General features: G+C 64.2%; 13 protein-coding genes. 8 read left to right on the top strand and 5 right to left on the bottom strand.

The window, feature by feature from the left end; genetic code table 11:
* From carA to rpoZ, 6 genes are all read left to right on the top strand, one after another.
* Window positions 1-1,182 carry a glutamine-hydrolyzing carbamoyl-phosphate synthase small subunit gene (gene carA / locus CUTER_RS05865; protein WP_082121290.1) on the top strand — a complete coding sequence of 394 codons (1,182 nt, stop codon included), beginning with the start codon at window positions 1-3 and terminating at the stop codon, window positions 1,180-1,182.
* A 22-nt stretch (window positions 1,183-1,204) separates the two neighbouring features.
* Window positions 1,205-4,549, top strand: a complete 3,345-nt coding sequence (carB, locus tag CUTER_RS05860) for a carbamoyl-phosphate synthase large subunit (protein WP_047259647.1) — start codon at window positions 1,205-1,207, stop codon at window positions 4,547-4,549.
* Window positions 4,546-5,370, top strand: coding sequence for an orotidine-5'-phosphate decarboxylase (gene pyrF, locus CUTER_RS05855; RefSeq protein WP_047259646.1), 825 nt, complete (start codon window positions 4,546-4,548; stop codon window positions 5,368-5,370). The genes carB and pyrF overlap by 4 nt, the downstream gene beginning before the upstream one ends.
* Window positions 5,371-5,557: 187 nt before the next feature.
* A complete protein-coding gene (mihF, locus tag CUTER_RS05850) occupies window positions 5,558-5,881 on the top strand; it encodes an integration host factor, actinobacterial type (RefSeq protein ID WP_047259645.1) in 324 nt (107 codons plus the stop codon).
* Window positions 5,882-5,884: 3 nt separating this feature from the next.
* Entirely contained in the window at window positions 5,885-6,466 is a 582-nt protein-coding gene (gene gmk / locus CUTER_RS05845; protein WP_047259644.1) for a guanylate kinase, read from the top strand.
* Between the two features lie 38 nt (window positions 6,467-6,504).
* Window positions 6,505-6,792, top strand: a complete 288-nt coding sequence (gene rpoZ / locus CUTER_RS05840) for a DNA-directed RNA polymerase subunit omega (RefSeq protein ID WP_047259643.1) — start codon at window positions 6,505-6,507, stop codon at window positions 6,790-6,792.
* A gap of 139 nt (window positions 6,793-6,931) precedes the next feature.
* On the opposite strand, the gene CUTER_RS11605 is transcribed toward rpoZ, so the two are convergent.
* The 5 genes from CUTER_RS11605 to CUTER_RS05815 all read right to left on the bottom strand — a co-directional run bounded on the left by CUTER_RS11605 (window position 6,932) and on the right by CUTER_RS05815 (window position 13,693).
* Entirely contained in the window at window positions 6,932-8,695 is a 1,764-nt protein-coding gene (locus CUTER_RS11605; protein ID WP_047259642.1) for a hypothetical protein, read from the bottom strand.
* A complete protein-coding gene (locus CUTER_RS11315) occupies window positions 8,692-9,330 on the bottom strand; it encodes a DUF3558 family protein (RefSeq protein WP_158408116.1) in 639 nt (212 codons plus the stop codon). The genes CUTER_RS11605 and CUTER_RS11315 overlap by 4 nt, the downstream gene beginning before the upstream one ends.
* A gap of 1,038 nt (window positions 9,331-10,368) precedes the next feature.
* The gene (locus CUTER_RS05825) at window positions 10,369-11,655 is read right to left on the bottom strand and encodes an ABC transporter permease (RefSeq protein ID WP_047259640.1); all 1,287 of its coding nucleotides are present in this window, start codon (window positions 11,653-11,655) and stop codon (window positions 10,369-10,371) included.
* Window positions 11,652-12,350, bottom strand: coding sequence for an ABC transporter ATP-binding protein (locus tag CUTER_RS05820; protein WP_330217677.1), 699 nt, complete (start codon window positions 12,348-12,350; stop codon window positions 11,652-11,654). The genes CUTER_RS05825 and CUTER_RS05820 overlap by 4 nt, the downstream gene beginning before the upstream one ends.
* Window positions 12,347-13,693 carry an efflux RND transporter periplasmic adaptor subunit gene (locus CUTER_RS05815; RefSeq protein ID WP_047259639.1) on the bottom strand — a complete coding sequence of 449 codons (1,347 nt, stop codon included), beginning with the start codon at window positions 13,691-13,693 and terminating at the stop codon, window positions 12,347-12,349. Before CUTER_RS05815 ends, CUTER_RS05820 begins: the two co-directional genes overlap by 4 nt.
* Window positions 13,694-13,895: 202 nt before the next feature.
* Between CUTER_RS05815 and coaBC the strand changes: the two genes are divergently transcribed.
* Window positions 13,896-15,134, top strand: a complete 1,239-nt coding sequence (gene coaBC / locus CUTER_RS05810; protein ID WP_047259638.1) for a bifunctional phosphopantothenoylcysteine decarboxylase/phosphopantothenate--cysteine ligase CoaBC — start codon at window positions 13,896-13,898, stop codon at window positions 15,132-15,134.
* Between the two features lie 66 nt (window positions 15,135-15,200).
* Window positions 15,201-16,457: a methionine adenosyltransferase gene (metK, locus tag CUTER_RS05805; protein WP_047259637.1), complete on the top strand. Its 1,257-nt coding sequence runs from the start codon at window positions 15,201-15,203 to the stop codon at window positions 16,455-16,457.
* Window positions 16,458-16,459 lie beyond the last annotated feature (2 nt).

The raw sequence follows: 16,459 nt of genomic DNA, 5'->3' as shown, positions 1-16,459 counted from the left end.
ATGACGAATAACTTGCAGCGAAAGGGAACTGCCGTGAGCTCCACCACCGACCCCCAGGCCGTCCTGGTTCTCGCCGACGGCCGCGTCTTCCGCGGCCGCGGTTTCGGCGCCACCGGCACCACGCTGGGTGAGGCCGTCTTCACCACCGCCATGACCGGCTACCAAGAGACGATGACCGACCCGTCCTACCACCGGCAGATTGTCGTGGCAGCCGCCCCGCACATCGGTAACACCGGCTGGAACGATGAGGACGACGAATCCCGCGACTGCCGCATCAAGGTAGCCGGGCTCGTCATCCGCGACCTGTCGCACACCGTATCCAACTGGCGGGCCACTACCTCGTTGGCCGAGGAAATGGCGTCCCAAAACATCATCGGTATCCGCGGCATCGACACCCGCACCCTCGTGCGCCACCTGCGCAACTTCGGCTCCATTGCCGCCGGAATCTTCTCGGGAGCAGACGCCGAGCGCAGCGTCGAGGAGCTCGTCGACATCGTCGCCTCGCAGCCGCCCATGGCCGGCGCTGATCTCGCCGCCGAAGTCTCCACCGAGGAGCCTTACGTCTACGAGCCGGAAGGCGATCCGCGCTTCACGGTCGTCGCCTACGACATGGGCATTAAGACCAACACCCCGCGCAATTTCGCCCGCCGCGGCATCCGCACCATCGTCGTCCCCGCCAACACGCCCTTCGCCGACATTGAGCAGTACCGCCCCGACGGCGTCTTCGTCTCCAACGGCCCCGGCGACCCAGCCACCGCCGACGAGATGGTGGCCATCGTCCGCGATGTCCTCGCCGCGCAGATCCCCTTCTTCGGCATTTGCTTCGGCAACCAGATCCTCGGCCGCGCCCTAGGGCTGAAGACCTACAAGATGACTTTCGGCCACCGTGGCATCAACGTCCCGGTCATCAACCACCTCACCGGCAAGATCGACATCACCTCCCAGAATCACGGCTTCGCCCTGGAAGGCACGCCCGGCGGCCGTTTCGAGACCGACTTCGGCGAGGCCATCGTCACGCATTCCTGCCTCAACGATGACACCGTCGAAGGCGTCGCACTGGCCAACGGTCTGGCCTATTCGGTGCAGTACCACCCCGAATCCGCCGCCGGCCCGCACGACGCCAACCCCCTATTCGACCAGTTCATCGACCTGATGACCAACCACTCGCCGAACCAGGCCTAAGCCCGAAAAGAGGAAACCCCACATGCCTAAGCGCACCGACTTACACCATGTCCTCGTCATCGGCTCCGGCCCGATCGTCATCGGCCAGGCCTGCGAGTTCGACTACTCAGGCACCCAAGCCTGCCGCATCCTCAAAGAGGAGGGCCTGCGCGTCACCCTCATCAACTCCAACCCGGCCACCATCATGACCGACCCGGAGTTCGCCGACGCCACATACATCGAGCCGATTCACCCCGAATACATCGACAAGATCTTCACCCGGGAAGCCGCCGCCGGCCACCCGATCGACGCGGTACTGGCCACCCTCGGGGGACAGACCGCGCTTAACGCCGCGATCCAACTCGACCGGCAGGGGATCCTCGCCAAGCACGGTGCGGAACTCATCGGCGCCGACATCGAGGCCATCGAGCGCGGCGAGGACCGGCAGAAGTTCAAAGACATCGTTGAAAAGGTCGGCGGTGAGTCCGCTCGCTCCACCGTCTGCTACTCCATGGAGGAGGTCCGGGCGACCGTCGCGGAACTCGGCCTGCCCGTCGTCGTCCGCCCGTCGTTCACCATGGGTGGGCTGGGCTCCGGCCTGGCGTTCACGGAGGAAGACATCGAGCGCATCGCCGGCGATGGTCTTGCCGCGTCGCCGGAAGCCAATGTCCTCATCGAAGAGTCGATCCTCGGCTGGAAGGAATACGAGCTAGAGCTCATGCGCGACGGCGACGACAACGTGGTCGTCATTGCCTCTATCGAGAACGTCGACGCCGTCGGCGTGCACACTGGCGACTCGGTCACCGTAGCCCCGGCGCTGACGCTGACCGACCGCGAGTTCCAGCACCTGCGTAACCTCGGCATCGGCATCATCCGCGAGGTCGGTGTGGATACCGGCGGCTGCAACATCCAGTTCGCCGTCAACCCCACCAACGGCCGCACCGTCGTCATCGAGATGAACCCGCGCGTGTCCCGCTCCTCCGCACTGGCGTCGAAGGCCACCGGTTTCCCCATCGCCAAGCTGGCTGCCAAACTGGCCATCGGCTACACCCTCGACGAGGTGCGCAACGACATCACCGGCACCACCCCGGCCGCCTTTGAGCCCACCCTCGACTACGTCATCGTCAAGGCGCCGCGCTTCGCCTTCGAGAAGTTCCCCGGGGCCGACGACACGCTGACCACCTCCATGAAGTCCGTCGGCGAGGCCATGGGCATCGGCCGCAACTACATCTCCGGGCTGAACAAGGTCATGCGCTCGCTGGAACAGAAGCAGGCCGGGTTCTGGACCACCACCGACGCCTACTTTGCCGGCGACCGCGCCACGGACGTCGACGCGGTGCTCGAGGACCTGCGCCGCCCCACGGACGGGCGCATGTACGACGTCGAGCTCGCACTGCGCCTCGGCGCGAGCATTGAGCAGGTCTACGAGGTCTCCGGTATTGACCCGTGGTACCTCGCCGAGCTCAAGGCCCTCGTTGACTTCCGTGCTGTGCTAGCCAACGCCCCGGTGCTCGACGAGTCCCTGCTGCGCGAAGCGAAGGTGTTTGGCCTCTCTGATCGCCAGATCGCCGCCCTGCGTCCCGAATTGGCGGGGGAGGACGGCGTGCGCTCCCTACGTTGGTCGTTGGGAGTGCGCCCGGTCTACAAGACGGTGGACACGTGCGCCGGTGAGTTCGAGGCCCAAACCCCGTACCACTACTCCGCCTACGAGCTCGACCCGGACGCGGAGTCCGAGGTGGCCGTCACTGGCAAGGACAAGGTCATCATCTTGGGCTCCGGGCCGAACCGCATCGGCCAGGGCATCGAGTTCGACTACTCGTGCGTCCACGCGGCCCTGGAACTGAGCGCCCGCGGCTACGAGACGGTCATGGTCAACTGCAACCCGGAGACCGTCTCCACCGACTACGACACCGCCGACCGCCTCTACTTCGAGCCGTTGACCTTCGAAGACGTCATGGAGGTCTACCACGCGGAGAGCCAGTCCGGCACCGTCGCCGGCGTCATCGTGCAGCTGGGTGGGCAGACGCCGCTGGGCCTGGCGCAGCGCCTCGCCGACGCCGGCGTGCCCGTCGTCGGCACCTCGCCGGAGGCTATCGACCTCGCCGAGGACCGCGGTGAGTTCGGCAAGGTTCTCGCCGATGCGAACCTGCCCGCCCCCGAGTTCGGCACCGCGACCTCCTTCGAGCAGGCGCAAGCCGTGGCCAAGGACATCGGCTACCCGGTGCTCGTGCGCCCGTCCTACGTGCTCGGCGGCCGTGGCATGGAGATCGTCTACGACGAGCCCAGCCTGAAGAACTACATCGACCGCGCCACGGAGCTGTCTCCCGACCACCCGGTGCTCGTCGACCGCTTCCTCGACTCCGCCATCGAAATCGACGTCGACGCGCTGTGCGACGGCGAAGAGGTCTACCTCGGCGGCGTCATGGAGCACATCGAGGAGGCCGGCATCCACTCCGGCGACTCCGCCTGCGCGCTCCCACCGATGACCCTCGGCCCGGAGGACATCGCCAACGTGCGTCGGTCCGCCACCGCCATCGCCTTCGGAGTGGGTGTCAAGGGCCTGCTCAACATCCAATTCGCCCTCAAGGACGACGTCCTCTACGTCATCGAGGCCAACCCGCGGGCGTCGCGTACCGTTCCCTTCGTCTCGAAGGCCACCGGCGTCCACCTGGCCAAGGCTGCCGCCCGCATCATGATGGGTGCCACCATCGCCGAACTCAAGGATGAAGGCATGCTGCCCGCCGATTACGACGGTGGCTCCCTGCCCCTTGACCACCCGATCGCCGTCAAGGAAGCCGTCCTGCCCTTCACCCGCTTCCGGCGCCCCGACGGCTCCATGCTGGACACGCTGCTCAGCCCCGAGATGAAGTCCACCGGCGAGGTCATGGGCCTGGCCGACGACTTCGGCGGTGCCTACGCCAAGGCCGAGCACGCCTCCTTCGGCGAACTGCCCACGCAAGGCACTATCTTCGTCACCGTCGCCAACCGCGACAAACGCACCCTCATCTTCCCGATCCAGCGTCTGTACACCATGGGCTTCAAGCTGCTCGCCACCTCTGGCACCGCCCAGATGTTGCGCCGCAACGGCATCGACTGCGAAGTGGTGCTCAAGGGTTCCGAGGTCCGCGACGGCGCGAAGGGCGAGTCCATCGTCGATCGCATCCTTAACGGCGAGGTTGACCTCATCCTCAATACCCCGGCCGGTTCCGCCGGTGCGCGTCACGACGGTTACGACATCCGCGCGGCGGCCGTCACCTCCGGTATCCCGCTGATGACGACCGTGCAGGGAGTCACCGCGTGCGTCCAGGGCATTGAGGCTCTGCGCTCCGACGAGCTGCAGGTCCGCGCGCTACAGGACCTCAATCACGGTGGGGGACAGGCCTCATGACGACGACCTTCGGTGAGCGGCTGCTAGACGCAGCCCAGACTCACGGCCGGCTCTGCGTCGGCATCGACCCCCACGATGCGCTGCTCGACGCGTGGGGGCTGCCCCGCGACGTCAACGGCCTGCGCACCTTCACCCGCACATGCGTCGACGCCTTCGCCGGCCACGTCGCCCTCGTGAAGCCTCAGGTGGCCTTCTTCGAAAGGTACGGCTCCGCCGGGCTGGCGATCCTCGAAGAGGCGCTAGCCGCGCTCCGCGATGCCGGAACGCTGACGCTGGCCGACGCCAAACGCGGCGACATAGGCTCGACGATGGCCGGATACGCCGAAGCTTGGCTAGGGGACTCCCCGCTGCGGGCCGACGCGGTCACTGTCTCGCCCTACCTCGGCGTCGGCGCACTAGCGCCGGTTTTCGACATGGCCCAGCGGAAGGGAGGAGGCGTCTTCGTCCTCGCGGCGACGTCGAACCCCGAAGCCCCCGCGCTGCAACAGTCCGTAGATGATCGCGGGACGACGGTCGCCCAGCGCGTCGTCGACGAATGCGCTCGACTCAACGTCGGCGCGTCCGCCGGGAGCATTGGCGTCGTGGTCGGAGCGACTGTTACTAACCCGCCGAACCTGGATGACCTCAACGGTCCGGTACTCATGCCGGGCGTTGGCGCTCAGGGAGCCAGCGCGGAGGACGTGGAACGAATTGCCGGAAACGTCGGACATCTTGCGTTCCCCAACGTGTCGCGTGCCATCCTCGCCGCCGGACCGGACCCGCGTGACCTGCAGAAATGTCTCTTTTTGGAGGCTGCGAAGTTTCCAGGCCGGGCCAGTTGAAGGTTTTCGTGCATGAGCTGGTAGTTTGAACTGGGCAAGCCGCTGACGTGGTGGTTTAGGATCATGGAATATGACTCCGTGGTGCTAGACTGTCGCTTCAGCTGGGTGCGTCGCTCAAGCTGGCGCGCCCACCATGAAATTGTGAAACTTCACGTTTTCACGTCAAGAAACGAAATTGGAGGAACCTGTGGCCCTTCCCAAGTTGACCGATGAGCAGCGCAAGGCTGCACTCGCCAAGGCTGCCGAAGCACGGAAGGCCCGCGCCGAGCTCAAGGCCGAGCTCAAGCGCGGAGGAACCGACCTCAAGGAGGTCTTGGGCAAGGCCGAGACCGATGAGATCATCGGCAAGACCAAGGTTTCCGCTATCCTCGAGGCCCTGCCGAAGGTGGGCAAGGTCAAGGCTAAGGAAATCATGGATGAACTCGAGATCGCCCAGACCCGTCGTCTGCGCGGCCTCGGCGAGCGTCAGCGCCGCGCCCTGCTGGAGCGCTTCGGCTTCTCGGAGGACTAATCGATGACTTCGGACGTCTCTCGGGGGCGCCTGGTGGTACTGGCCGGGCCCTCAGCCGTCGGTAAATCGACCGTCGTCTCCCAGCTTAAGAGCGACGTCGACGGGCTGTATTTCAGCGTCTCCATGACCACGCGGGACCCGCGCCCCGGTGAGACGGACGGCATCGATTACTTCTTCGTGTCCGCGGAAGACTTCCAAACCCATGTGGACAACGGAGAGATGCTGGAGTGGGCCGAGATCCACGGCGGACTGCAGCGCTCCGGCACACCGGCGGGACCGGTGGAAGACGCGCTCAACGCCGGGCGGCCCGTCCTCGTTGAGGTAGACCTCGCCGGCGCCCGGAACATCAAGAAACTCCGCCCCGAAGCGGAAACGGTGTTCCTTGCCCCGCCGTCGTGGGAAGAGCTTGTTGACCGCCTGACCGGCCGTGGCACCGAATCGGAGGACGTCATCGCTCGGCGGCTGGAAACCGCCAAGAACGAGCTTGCGTGCCAAAGCGAATTCGACCACGTAGTTGTGAACCGAGACCTGACGGAGGCCGTCAGCGCCATCAAGGACCTTCTTGAAGGCCGAGCCGACAACTAGACCACTGGAACACACTAACAACCTAGGAAAAGGTACCTGTGACCAACCCGATTAACGAGCCGAAGCCCGAGGCGATCTACGACCCGCCCTCAGGGATCACCGGGCCCGCGATCGACGTGCTCCTGGACAAGGTGTCCTCGAAGTACGCCCTCGCTATCTTCGCCGCCAAGCGCGCCCGCCAAATCAACAGCTACTACCAGCAGCCGGAAGACGGCGTCTTCGAGTACATCGGACCGCTTGTCACCCCGGAAGCAGGGGAGAAGCCGCTGTCGATCGCGCTGCGAGAGATCGAAGCCGGCGTTGTGACCTACGACGAAGGTAAGTAGGCCCCTGGGCTACCCCGTGGCTCACTGAGTCATATCTGACGACCGCACGACCGTGCCTGAGACAAGGCAGGGACGTGCGGTTTTTGGGTCTTTCGGCATGCAGTAGGGAAGCGGGCTGTCTTGCGGGCCACTCTTTTGCCTAGATCTTGTTGGGATAGGTGCCGTTCGGGTCATCCGGATCCTCATAAATCCACTCTCCAATCACCCCAGGCAACACCTTGCGCGGCTCACCCAACAACGCCAAACGATTCGCATCCCGCTCCACCTCAGTAATCATGATCTTCGGCGGACGCTTCTTCCGCCCCTGCCCACGGCCCGCGCCGGCGCCCATGCCGCCAAACATGGGTGAAGAAGACTGTAAGGCCGGAGAGCCTGTGGAACCTGGTGTCGGGGAACCGGATAGCGACGAGCCACCCGGGCCAGCAGGAGCACCATAGCCCGAACGCGGACCGCCCGAAGAATACGGAGCCGACGGGGCGCGCCCCGACCCCACACCACGGCCGGTGCCATCAGGCGACGCCCACGACCCACCAGCCCGACCGGCGCCGCCGCCGGCACCCCGGGCGCCTCTTACCCTGGTCACCCCACGACCAATCACCCCCGTGCCATCCGTCAAAGGCCCACCCACACGAGGAACACCACTCGTTAGCATCCTCGCCGCCGGAGACAACCCACCAGCATCAATACTGCGCCCATTGACCAACACCCCACCCGGCGAAGTCATCGACGCGCCACGTCCCGTGGTGGCGGGGGTGGTCGTGGCCGTGACCGGGGCGGGTGGGTCCCACACCGACACCGTTGACGGATGCGTGCCTAACACCTCCGGGGACACCACGCCTACCGTGTCGCCGAGTCCTGCGTGGCGAGCCATCTCCCTACTAATCGCATTCACCCCCGCCACCTTCTCAGGGTGAGCATCAGCAAAACCCAACACCGCATCCACCAATCCCTGCGGAGCGAGAAACCTCGTGCCATCAAACCCCACCCCAGCCCCATCAGCACTCGTAAACGACGTTGTCGGGGACGGCATGCTCGACCACACCGGGGACGTGAGACTTAACACCCTCGGGGTGATCGCTGACAGGGTTGCCTGGGTGGTCACCGCATTATGTGCCAGTGCGACTCGTTCGATCATGTCCGCGACCCCGGCAGCTTCCGGGCCACCGGCGGCCATAGCCGTCAGCTCTGCCTTCAGTGCTTGCATGGCTGTGAGGTTGGCTAGACGTGCGGGCTCTAGCTCGGCGAGGGTGGTTTCAAAGTGGGTGGCGTTGGTAGCGATGGTGGTACTCGCGGTGGCGGAGCGTTGGAGCCGGTTGATGATCGCATCCGTCGTCTCGCCGTAGTTGTTGGCGCCGATGTAGTTGGAGACGTCGATGAGGCCTTCGCCGATGTTTGTGGCGGCCAGAGTGATGTCCGCCCAGATGGGTAGCGATTGGGCAACCGCGCCAGCATTCGACGCGGCCAAGGCGGCAATCAACTGATCGAGGCTGGCGGCGGGGGTGACGAGTACTTCTTGGTGGTGCATGCCCGCCACCTGCTCTAGCCCACCGTGGGTGAACACCCCGAGGGAGGCGGTACCAGCATCGCCGGTGTCGGCTCTGCGCAGGATTCGGGCGAAGAGGTCGTCTTGGTCTTCGTAGGCACGACGGGTGGTGATGAGGTTGTCGGCGAGGGCGTCAAGCTCATCCGCCACTTGGCGCAGGACTGTCTCGGCGGACCCGGGCGTGGTGTTCAGGGATAGGCCGTGGATGGTGCCGAGTTGGTCGTAACCCGAGGCGGTGGAGTAAGTCGAGCCGATCAGTGCCGATTGTGCGGACCATGAAGAGTTCGTTGCAACCGAGCTGTTGCCAAGGAGTCCCCTGGCGGCGGCGTTGAATGATTCGGGTTCGATGATGAAGTTCATTTCTGCTCCCTGAGCTGGTTGTAGATTCGGTAGAAGCTCTTGGTTGCGATCTCACAAGCTTCATCACCGTTGATCTCGCCTTTTGCTCCAGCAACTGCTACCGAAAATAGCCCTCTTTCTGTGTCCACTGACAGATTGCAATCCCGTTCTCGCTTCCGAACAATGACCCCAGGGATATCATCCAGATAGTCTTGGTTATCGACATCTTGTTCTGCTATGAGCTGCCAGTTAAAAGTAGGACCTGCTGTCAGACCCTGGTCCATCTTGTAGATGGGGTACTCGACGCCGTTTGTGAGTTTTTTACTGACGGGGCCCGAGCATCCAAGCATCCCGAACATTTCGCCTCCTGCTCGGGTTCCTCGTTTCATGCCGATGTCTGCGAGAATCTCTTCGGGGATTTCGTTGCAGGGGTCGATCCATTCCGGGTCGGGGGCGTTGGGGTCACGTGGTCCGAGTTCGACGAATTCGCCGCTGAGGTAGAACCCAGGCGGGAGTTTAGTGTTGGTGACCCTGGTGTAGGACGCGTCCGAGCAGCTTGAGAGCGGCAGCAGGGATGCTGCTAACAGGCAGGCGGCGATACCCTGACGTGCTCGGTGGGCTCGTCGTTGGCCCGAGGCTTGGTTTCTTCGCAGCATGGTAATTGGTGATCTCATGATGTTCCCCCGGGTGAGTATGGTTGGCACACTCTCGTTAGACCCGCTTCGTCCCCGATCGGTTCCCGCCTTGTGACGGTTCTTCCGGGCGGCTTTTGCGTGTCTGAGCCCATTGTCGCACTTGGAGCGCTTCGCCGCTGAGCAACAGCGACCCCTCGGGAGGACTGAGCGGCAGAGACCTTGTTAGTGGCTACACGTGTAGCCGGTGGGTTTCGCCCTTCGCTGTCACCGAGAGGAGGCTCCTGCGGAAAACGGCGGCTCCGGTGAGACTAAAGGGCGAATCGCCCCACCCGACTCCGGTGCCAGAACCCAGCACGAGCTCGTCGGCTTCGTCGGCAACCCGAAACGTTGCTGGAAGCGTCGCTGCACCGCCGACTATGCCCGGCATAGTCCCTTACAGCATTCACCCAGTAAGCAGCGCAATCAAAGGATCCATTAAGGTACGGCGATAGTGGCTACACGTGTAGCCGGTGGGTTTCGCCCTTCGCTGTCACCGGGAGGAAGGTGTCGCGCGAGGCGATGCTTCTGGTGAGCGTGAAGGGCGAATCAAGTCTCGCTCGCCCCCAGCATCGGACCCCAACATGAGCCCGCCGCATTCGCCGACAGTCCGGGCCGCTGTCCAAAGCAGCGCGGCTCGCTTCACCCGGCATAGTCACTCACAGTAATCAGCCAGCAAGTAGCCGGACCGGCGGATCCATAAGGGTACAGCAATAGTGGCTACACGTGTAGCCGGTGGGTTTCGCCCTTCGCTGTCACCGGGAGGAGGGTGTCGCGGCAGGCGATGCTCCCGGTGAGCGTGAAGGGCGAATCGCTCCCAGCATCCCACCAGACCCCGTGCCAATACCCGGCACCCCACCAGCCCGTCGCAGTTGCCGCCAGCCCGGGCCGCAGCTCAAAGCTGCGCTGCCTGAACTGCCGACCATGCCGGCAATAGTCCCTCAAACCAACGCACCCGCAAGCAGTGCCCGCGTAGGACGAAACCCCGGACGGCCACTCCACAACCGCCGTACGGCTCGCCCGCTATTCGTAGCGCAGTGCGTCGATGGGGTCGAGCTTGGCAGCCTTATTGGCCGGGTAGTAGCCGAAGAAGAGGCCGATAGCGAGGGAGAACAGAACGGCGAAGAGCACGCCGCCGATGGGCGGCAGGACGAATCTGCCCATGAGGGATGAGCCAATTCCTCCGAACACCCCGCCAAGGAGGAGGCCGAGGAGACCGCCGAGCAGGCACACCATCATGGACTCGACGACGAATTGGAGGCGAATATCTCGGCGGCGCGCACCAAGGGCTTTTCGCACGCCAATCTCTCTTGTGCGTTCGGTAACCGAGACGAGCATGATGTTCATGACGCCGATGCCGCCCACGAGCAGTGAGATTCCCGCGATGGCGGAGATCGCCAGGCTCAGGGTATTCATGAACGTGTTGAAGGTGTCCATCTCGGAGCTGAAGTCAAAGACTCGCACCTGGAATTTCTCGTTGTTGCGGTATTCCCGGTTGAGATACTCTTCGAGCTCGGCCTTGAGTACTTCCACGTCCGCGCCTTGTTCTGGGCGGATGGTTATGCTCTGGACCTTTGAGATGTCCTGGCCCACCAGCTTGTTCACGGTATAGGGGATGTATACGCCCGGTGCTGCTGAGAAGGAAAACAGCCCACCGCCGGATTTGTCGGTTTCGTAGATGCCCACTACTCGGAAAACGGTAGAGCGGCCGGTTCCCATGCTTGAGGAGATATCGATCTTGGCGCCGAGGGCTTTACGGGGATCGCCGTTGAAGTGTTCGTTGACGAAGGTGTCGGCGATGACTGCTACCCGGCGTTCGGAATCGAAGTCGGCCTCGTTGAGTCCGCGACCAACGAGGATGTTGACCTTGCTCGCTTCCATCTCGTTGGTGCCGACGGGAAAGATGGATAGGTCCACCGGCTTGGAGTCGTCGGAGAAGCTGGCCTGTCCACCGCCCATGACGCTGGAGCTAATCATGAGGGCGGCGATGGAGTCGTCGAAGCGCTCGGCGGCGTCCTCAAGGACCTCGATGGGCAGCTGATCGGCTGGTCCCGGCATTTGTCCGGAGTAGAGGTAGGCGTAGGGATCGTCGCTCTCTTCGTCCGTGCGCTGGGTGACGGCGACGTTGACGTCGAAGATGCCAGAGTCCGCCAGGCTTTCGGCGTTTTGGATTTTGAGGGATTGCCCAAGGGTGAGGATGGTAATGACCGAGGTGATGCCCACGATGATGCCAAGCAGCGTGAGCAGGGTGCGCATCTTGTTGGCTCGAAGGCTCACGAGGGCGAGGAGCATGGATTCGCGCAGGGTCATGAGTCAGCCTCCTCGGTGTGGACGATGAACCCGTCTTTCATCTCGACGATGCGGGAGGTTTCGCCGGCTAGGTCTGGGTTGTGGGTAATGAAGATGATCGAGGTCCCGCGTTCCTGGTTGAGTGCATGGAACATGTCCATGACCATGCGTCCGGTCGACGAGTCCAAGGCACCGGTCGGCTCGTCGGCGAGGAGCAGCGTCGGTTCGTTGGCGAGGGCACGGGCGATGGCGACGCGTTGCTTCTGCCCGCCGGAGAGTTCGTTGGGCTGGTGGTGCATGCGGTCGCCCATGTCGACCAGTTCGAGTAAGGCCTCGGCGCGTTCCCGGCGTTCCCGGCGCCCGACGCCCGCGTACATCATGGGGATTTCGACGTTGCTGAGGGCACTGGAGCGGCCGATGAGGTTGAAGTTCTGGAAGACGAAGCCGATGTTGAGGCTGCGATAGGTGGCGGCTTCGTCGTCGTCGAGGCGCAGGACGTCGGTGCCTTCGAGCTCATAGGTGCCGGCGGTGGGCGTGTCCAGGAGCCCGATGATGTTCATCAGGGTGGACTTTCCCGAGCCGGATTGGCCGATGATGCTGACGAACTCGCCGCGGTCCATGTGGAAGTCGCATCCTTTGAGGACCTGGACCTCGTGGTCCTTGCCTAGATTGAAGGTACGGACGATGTTGGTCATCGTGACGATGCGTTCGCTCACTTGGTCTCCTCGGTGCTCTCCCCCTCGGGCGTGGTTCCGCCCGGGGTGAAAGCGTCCATGCCGGGCCCGAAGCTGTCGGAGAGCTCGACGGTGGTGCCTTCGAGGCCCTGGTATTCCTCGGCCGGAGTGAGGACGATGTCGCCGGCTTTAAGATCGCCGCCGGTGATGATGGTGTCGAGGTCGTTCTTGTCGCCGGTGGTGACGGTGCGGCGCTCGACGCGGTAGGCGCCACCTTCCGGCACCGCCACGAGGACCTCGGTCTTGTCGCCCTTGAGCAGGGCTTCGTTGGGCAGGGCCAGCGCGTTGAGGTGCTCAGACACGATGATCTCGGCCTTGGCGGTGCCCCCGATTCGCAGGCCAGACTGGTCGCCAGTGACTTCGATGTCGACGGGGAACTGCGGCGACGAGCTGCCGCCAGTGTCGCCCATACCGAAGGACATGGCCGCACCGGCACCGCTGCTGTCGCTGGCGCTTGGAGCGGCACCGACCCCGGCGCCTTCGACGATGGGGGAGACGCGGACTACCTTGCCGGTGTACTTGCGGTCGCCGGAAGTCCCGGCGGTGAAGCGCACTTTCTGCCCGGGCTTTACGCGGTCTACGTCGGCCTCGCCCACGGTGGCCTTGAGGTGCAGCGTGGAGTTATCGGCGATGGTGGCGATGCCGCCGGTGGCGGGCTGGCCTTCGGATACGAGCACCTGGGAGACGATGCCTGCGTGCGGGGCCGTGATGTAGGCACTGTTGACGGCGTTGACGAGTTGGTTGATCTGGGCAGAGGTGGCTCCGTCGCCGTTATTGAGGGCGTTGCGCGCGGCATCCCGGGCGGACACCAGAGCGTTGGTTTGGGTCTTCAGCGCGGCGACCTCTTCGGGCGGGGTAGCCGGATCGTTGATGCGTGCGTAATTCTCGTTGACGGCGGCCTGGGCCTGATCGAGCGCGACCTGGCGCTCGGCCTTACCCGAAGAGACCTGGGCCCGGAGTGCGTCGAGTTCCGCCTGTTGCGCGGAGGCGTCGATGGTGGCGACGTGCGCGCCGGATTGGATTTGCTCGCCCATGGAGATGGGGAGGGCAGTAACGGGACCGGTCAGCGCGGTGGTGATGGTGGTCACGCGGGCGCCGGTGACGGTGGCGTCGACGCTGATGTCGTCGATCACGTCTTCTTTGGCCACGGTGATGTAGTCCGAGGCGGGAATGCCGCTACCTCCGGAGGAAACAGGCCGCAAGAGTGACCACGCAGTGATGGCCACGAGTAGGACGAAGGCGGCGACACCGGCGATGACGAACCACCCCTTTTTGGACTTCGGGGCGAAGCGGTGCTTGCCGGTTTCCGTTGCGGTACTGCTCATAGGTTCCCCATTCGGTGCTGAATTGCGGCGCGTCGGAGCTGACTCCGTATCCATTCTGTCCTTTTTAGCCGATTGAACAATAGTGCGGGGTAGGACATCCGGGAAAAATCCGGGTGAACCCTGAGGACGAAGAGTCACGACGCGTGGGGATGGCTACACTGGGGCATTCATTGCAGTTCTTTAGAGCGTGGGAGCAATCGTTATGGGGCTGAAGGTTGTCCTCGGGGTGGGTGGCGGTATCGCCGCTTATAAGGCGTGCCAGGTGGTGCGAGATTTCACGGAGGCCGGCGACGACGTCCGCGTGGTCCCCACGCCCGCCGCCCTCAACTTCGTCGGCTCGGCCACCTTTGAAGCGCTGAGCGGGCACCCGGTGTCCACGACGGTGTTTGACGCGGTGGATGAGGTGCAGCATGTCCGCATTGGCCAGGAAGCTGACCTCGTCGTCGTCGCCCCGGCGACCGCTGATCTGCTGGCTCGCCTGGCGGCCGGCCGGGCGGACGATCTGCTCACCGCGTCGGTGCTTGTGGCCACGTGTCCGGTTGTGATCGTGCCGGCGATGCATACCGAGATGTGGAAGAACCCGGCGGTGCGGCGCAACGTCGAGCTGCTGCGCGAGTTTGGCTACGTCGTCATGGAGCCGGCTCACGGCCGTCTGACGGGTGCCGATTCGGGGCCGGGCCGTCTTCCGGACCCTGCACAGATCGCGGATTTTGCGCGTAGCGTCGCCCGCGGGCACCGGCCGCCGCGATCGCTGGCCGGCCGGCGAGTCCTTATTACCGCCGGCGGGACGCAGGAGAATATCGACCCGGTGCGTTACATCGGCAATCGCTCGTCTGGTCGGCAGGGTTTCGCTCTCGGCGAGGTCGCAGCCCAGGCCGGTGCGCGGGTGACAATGGTGGTGGGTGACACGGATGCGCTGTCGACACCCGCCGGAGCGGAAGTGGTGCGCGTGCGGTCCACCCGGCAGATGCACGCAGCGGTGCAGGAACGCGCGGCGGCGTCGGACCTCATCATCATGGCGGCCGCGGTGGCGGATTTCCGGCCGCTGAACGAGGCAGACAGCAAGCTGAAGAAGGGCAGCGCCGACGACGCGCTGCGTCACGTGGACTTGGTAGAAAATCCTGACATTCTGCGGGACCTGGTCGATTGGCGTCGAGCGGGGGTGGTGCCCGCGGGGACGATCATCGTCGGGTTCGCTGCGGAAACCGAGCAGCCGGGCGCCAGCGTGAGAGAGTTGGCGCGCAAGAAACTCCAGCGTAAGGGGTGTGACTTCCTTATGTGCAACGACGTTTCGGGCGGTGCGGTGTTCGGCCAGGATCGCAACTCGGGCTGGTTGCTGGCGGCGGACGGGAGAGAGACGGTCATTGCGGACGGTTCTAAGCTGGATGTGGCGATGGAGATTCTCACTCACGTCGCGGGGGAGCGCATATTGAACGATTAGACCGCTTGGTCTATATTGATTCGGAGTAAGAGCCGCGCCACCCCGTAACAACGAAGGAAGACCGTCGTGAGTGCTGAAGCGTCCCTATCCACCGAGTCCCGCGCCGAGGGCCGGGCCCGCGCCGTGAGGCTGTTCACGAGCGAATCCGTCACCGAGGGGCACCCGGATAAAATCTGCGACGCCATCTCCGATACGGTGCTCGATGCCATGCTCGCGCAGGACCCGCAGGCGCACGTCGCCGTCGAGACGCTCGTCACCACCGGCCAGGTACACGTTGTCGGTGAGGTGCGTACGGAGTCCTATGTGGACATCGCCTCCCTCGTGCGCGGCAAGCTCGTCGAGATCGGGTTTACGTCCTCCGACGTCGGCTTCGACGGTCACACCTGTGGCGTGAATATCGCCATTGGTGAACAGTCCCAGGAGATCGGCCACGGGGTAGACACCGCCCTGGAAAGCCGCGGCGGTGCCAGCGACGATGAGAACGACCGCGGCGGCGCCGGGGACCAGGGGCTCATGTTCGGCTATGCCACGAATGAAACCCCGGAGTACATGCCACTTCCTATCGCTCTGGCGCACCGACTGTCGCGTCGGCTCACGCAGGTCCGCAAAGAGGGCATCGTCGATCATCTGCGACCGGACGGCAAGACGCAGGTGACGTTCGCCTACGACGGCGATACCCCCACCTACCTTGACACCGTGGTCATCTCCACTCAGCATGACCCGGAGGTCACTCAGGAGTGGCTCACCGAGCAGCTGCGCACCCATGTCATCGACTGGGTCATCGCCGATGCCGGCCTGGAACGATTTATCACCACGGAGTTCACCGTCCTCATCAACCCCTCCGGGTCTTTCGTCCTCGGCGGACCCATGGGCGACGCCGGCCTCACCGGCCGCAAGATCATCGTGGATACCTACGGCGGCATGGCTCGCCACGGCGGCGGCGCGTTCTCGGGCAAGGACCCGTCGAAGGTGGACCGCTCTGGCGCCTATGCCATGCGCTGGGTGGCAAAGAACATCGTCGCCGCGGGGCTGGCGGATCGCGCTGAAGTGCAGGTGGCCTACGCCATTGGTCGCGCCAAGCCGGTGGGCCTGTACGTGGAGACCTTCGGGACCGCGGCGGAGGGTCTGAGCGACGCCGAGATTCAGGCGGCCGTGGAGCAGGTGTTTGACTTGCGCCCAGCCGCGATCATCCGTGATCTCGATCTCAAGCGTCCGATCTACGCGCAGACCGCCGCCTACGGGCACTTCGGTCGCACCGATATTGACCTGCCGTGGGAGAGCGTGTCCAAGGCTGAAGAGCTGCGCCGAGCCCTCGGCCTCTAGAG

The organism is Corynebacterium uterequi (genome assembly GCF_001021065.1).
GTDB lineage: Bacteria > Actinomycetota > Actinomycetes > Mycobacteriales > Mycobacteriaceae > Corynebacterium > Corynebacterium uterequi.
The sequence above is the reverse complement of the archived record's forward strand: the minus strand, read 5'-3'. Positions and strand labels throughout refer to the sequence as shown.

What these genes read in the sequence shown, in the direction of transcription:
- coaBC (WP_047259638.1), top strand. Translation starts at nt 13,896, where the DNA reads ATGGGGCTGAAGGTTGTCCTCGGGGTGGGTGGCGGTATCGCCGCTTAT.
- pyrF (WP_047259646.1), top strand. Translation starts at nt 4,546, where the DNA reads ATGACGACGACCTTCGGTGAGCGGCTGCTAGACGCAGCCCAGACTCAC.
- CUTER_RS11315 (WP_158408116.1), bottom strand. Translation starts at nt 9,330, where the DNA reads ATGCTGCGAAGAAACCAAGCCTCGGGCCAACGACGAGCCCACCGAGCA.
- CUTER_RS05815 (WP_047259639.1), bottom strand. Translation starts at nt 13,693, where the DNA reads ATGAGCAGTACCGCAACGGAAACCGGCAAGCACCGCTTCGCCCCGAAG.
- CUTER_RS11605 (WP_047259642.1), bottom strand. Translation starts at nt 8,695, where the DNA reads ATGAACTTCATCATCGAACCCGAATCATTCAACGCCGCCGCCAGGGGA.
- CUTER_RS05825 (WP_047259640.1), bottom strand. Translation starts at nt 11,655, where the DNA reads ATGACCCTGCGCGAATCCATGCTCCTCGCCCTCGTGAGCCTTCGAGCC.
- gmk (WP_047259644.1), top strand. Translation starts at nt 5,885, where the DNA reads ATGACTTCGGACGTCTCTCGGGGGCGCCTGGTGGTACTGGCCGGGCCC.
- carB (WP_047259647.1), top strand. Translation starts at nt 1,205, where the DNA reads ATGCCTAAGCGCACCGACTTACACCATGTCCTCGTCATCGGCTCCGGC.
- carA (WP_082121290.1), top strand. Translation starts at nt 1, where the DNA reads ATGACGAATAACTTGCAGCGAAAGGGAACTGCCGTGAGCTCCACCACC.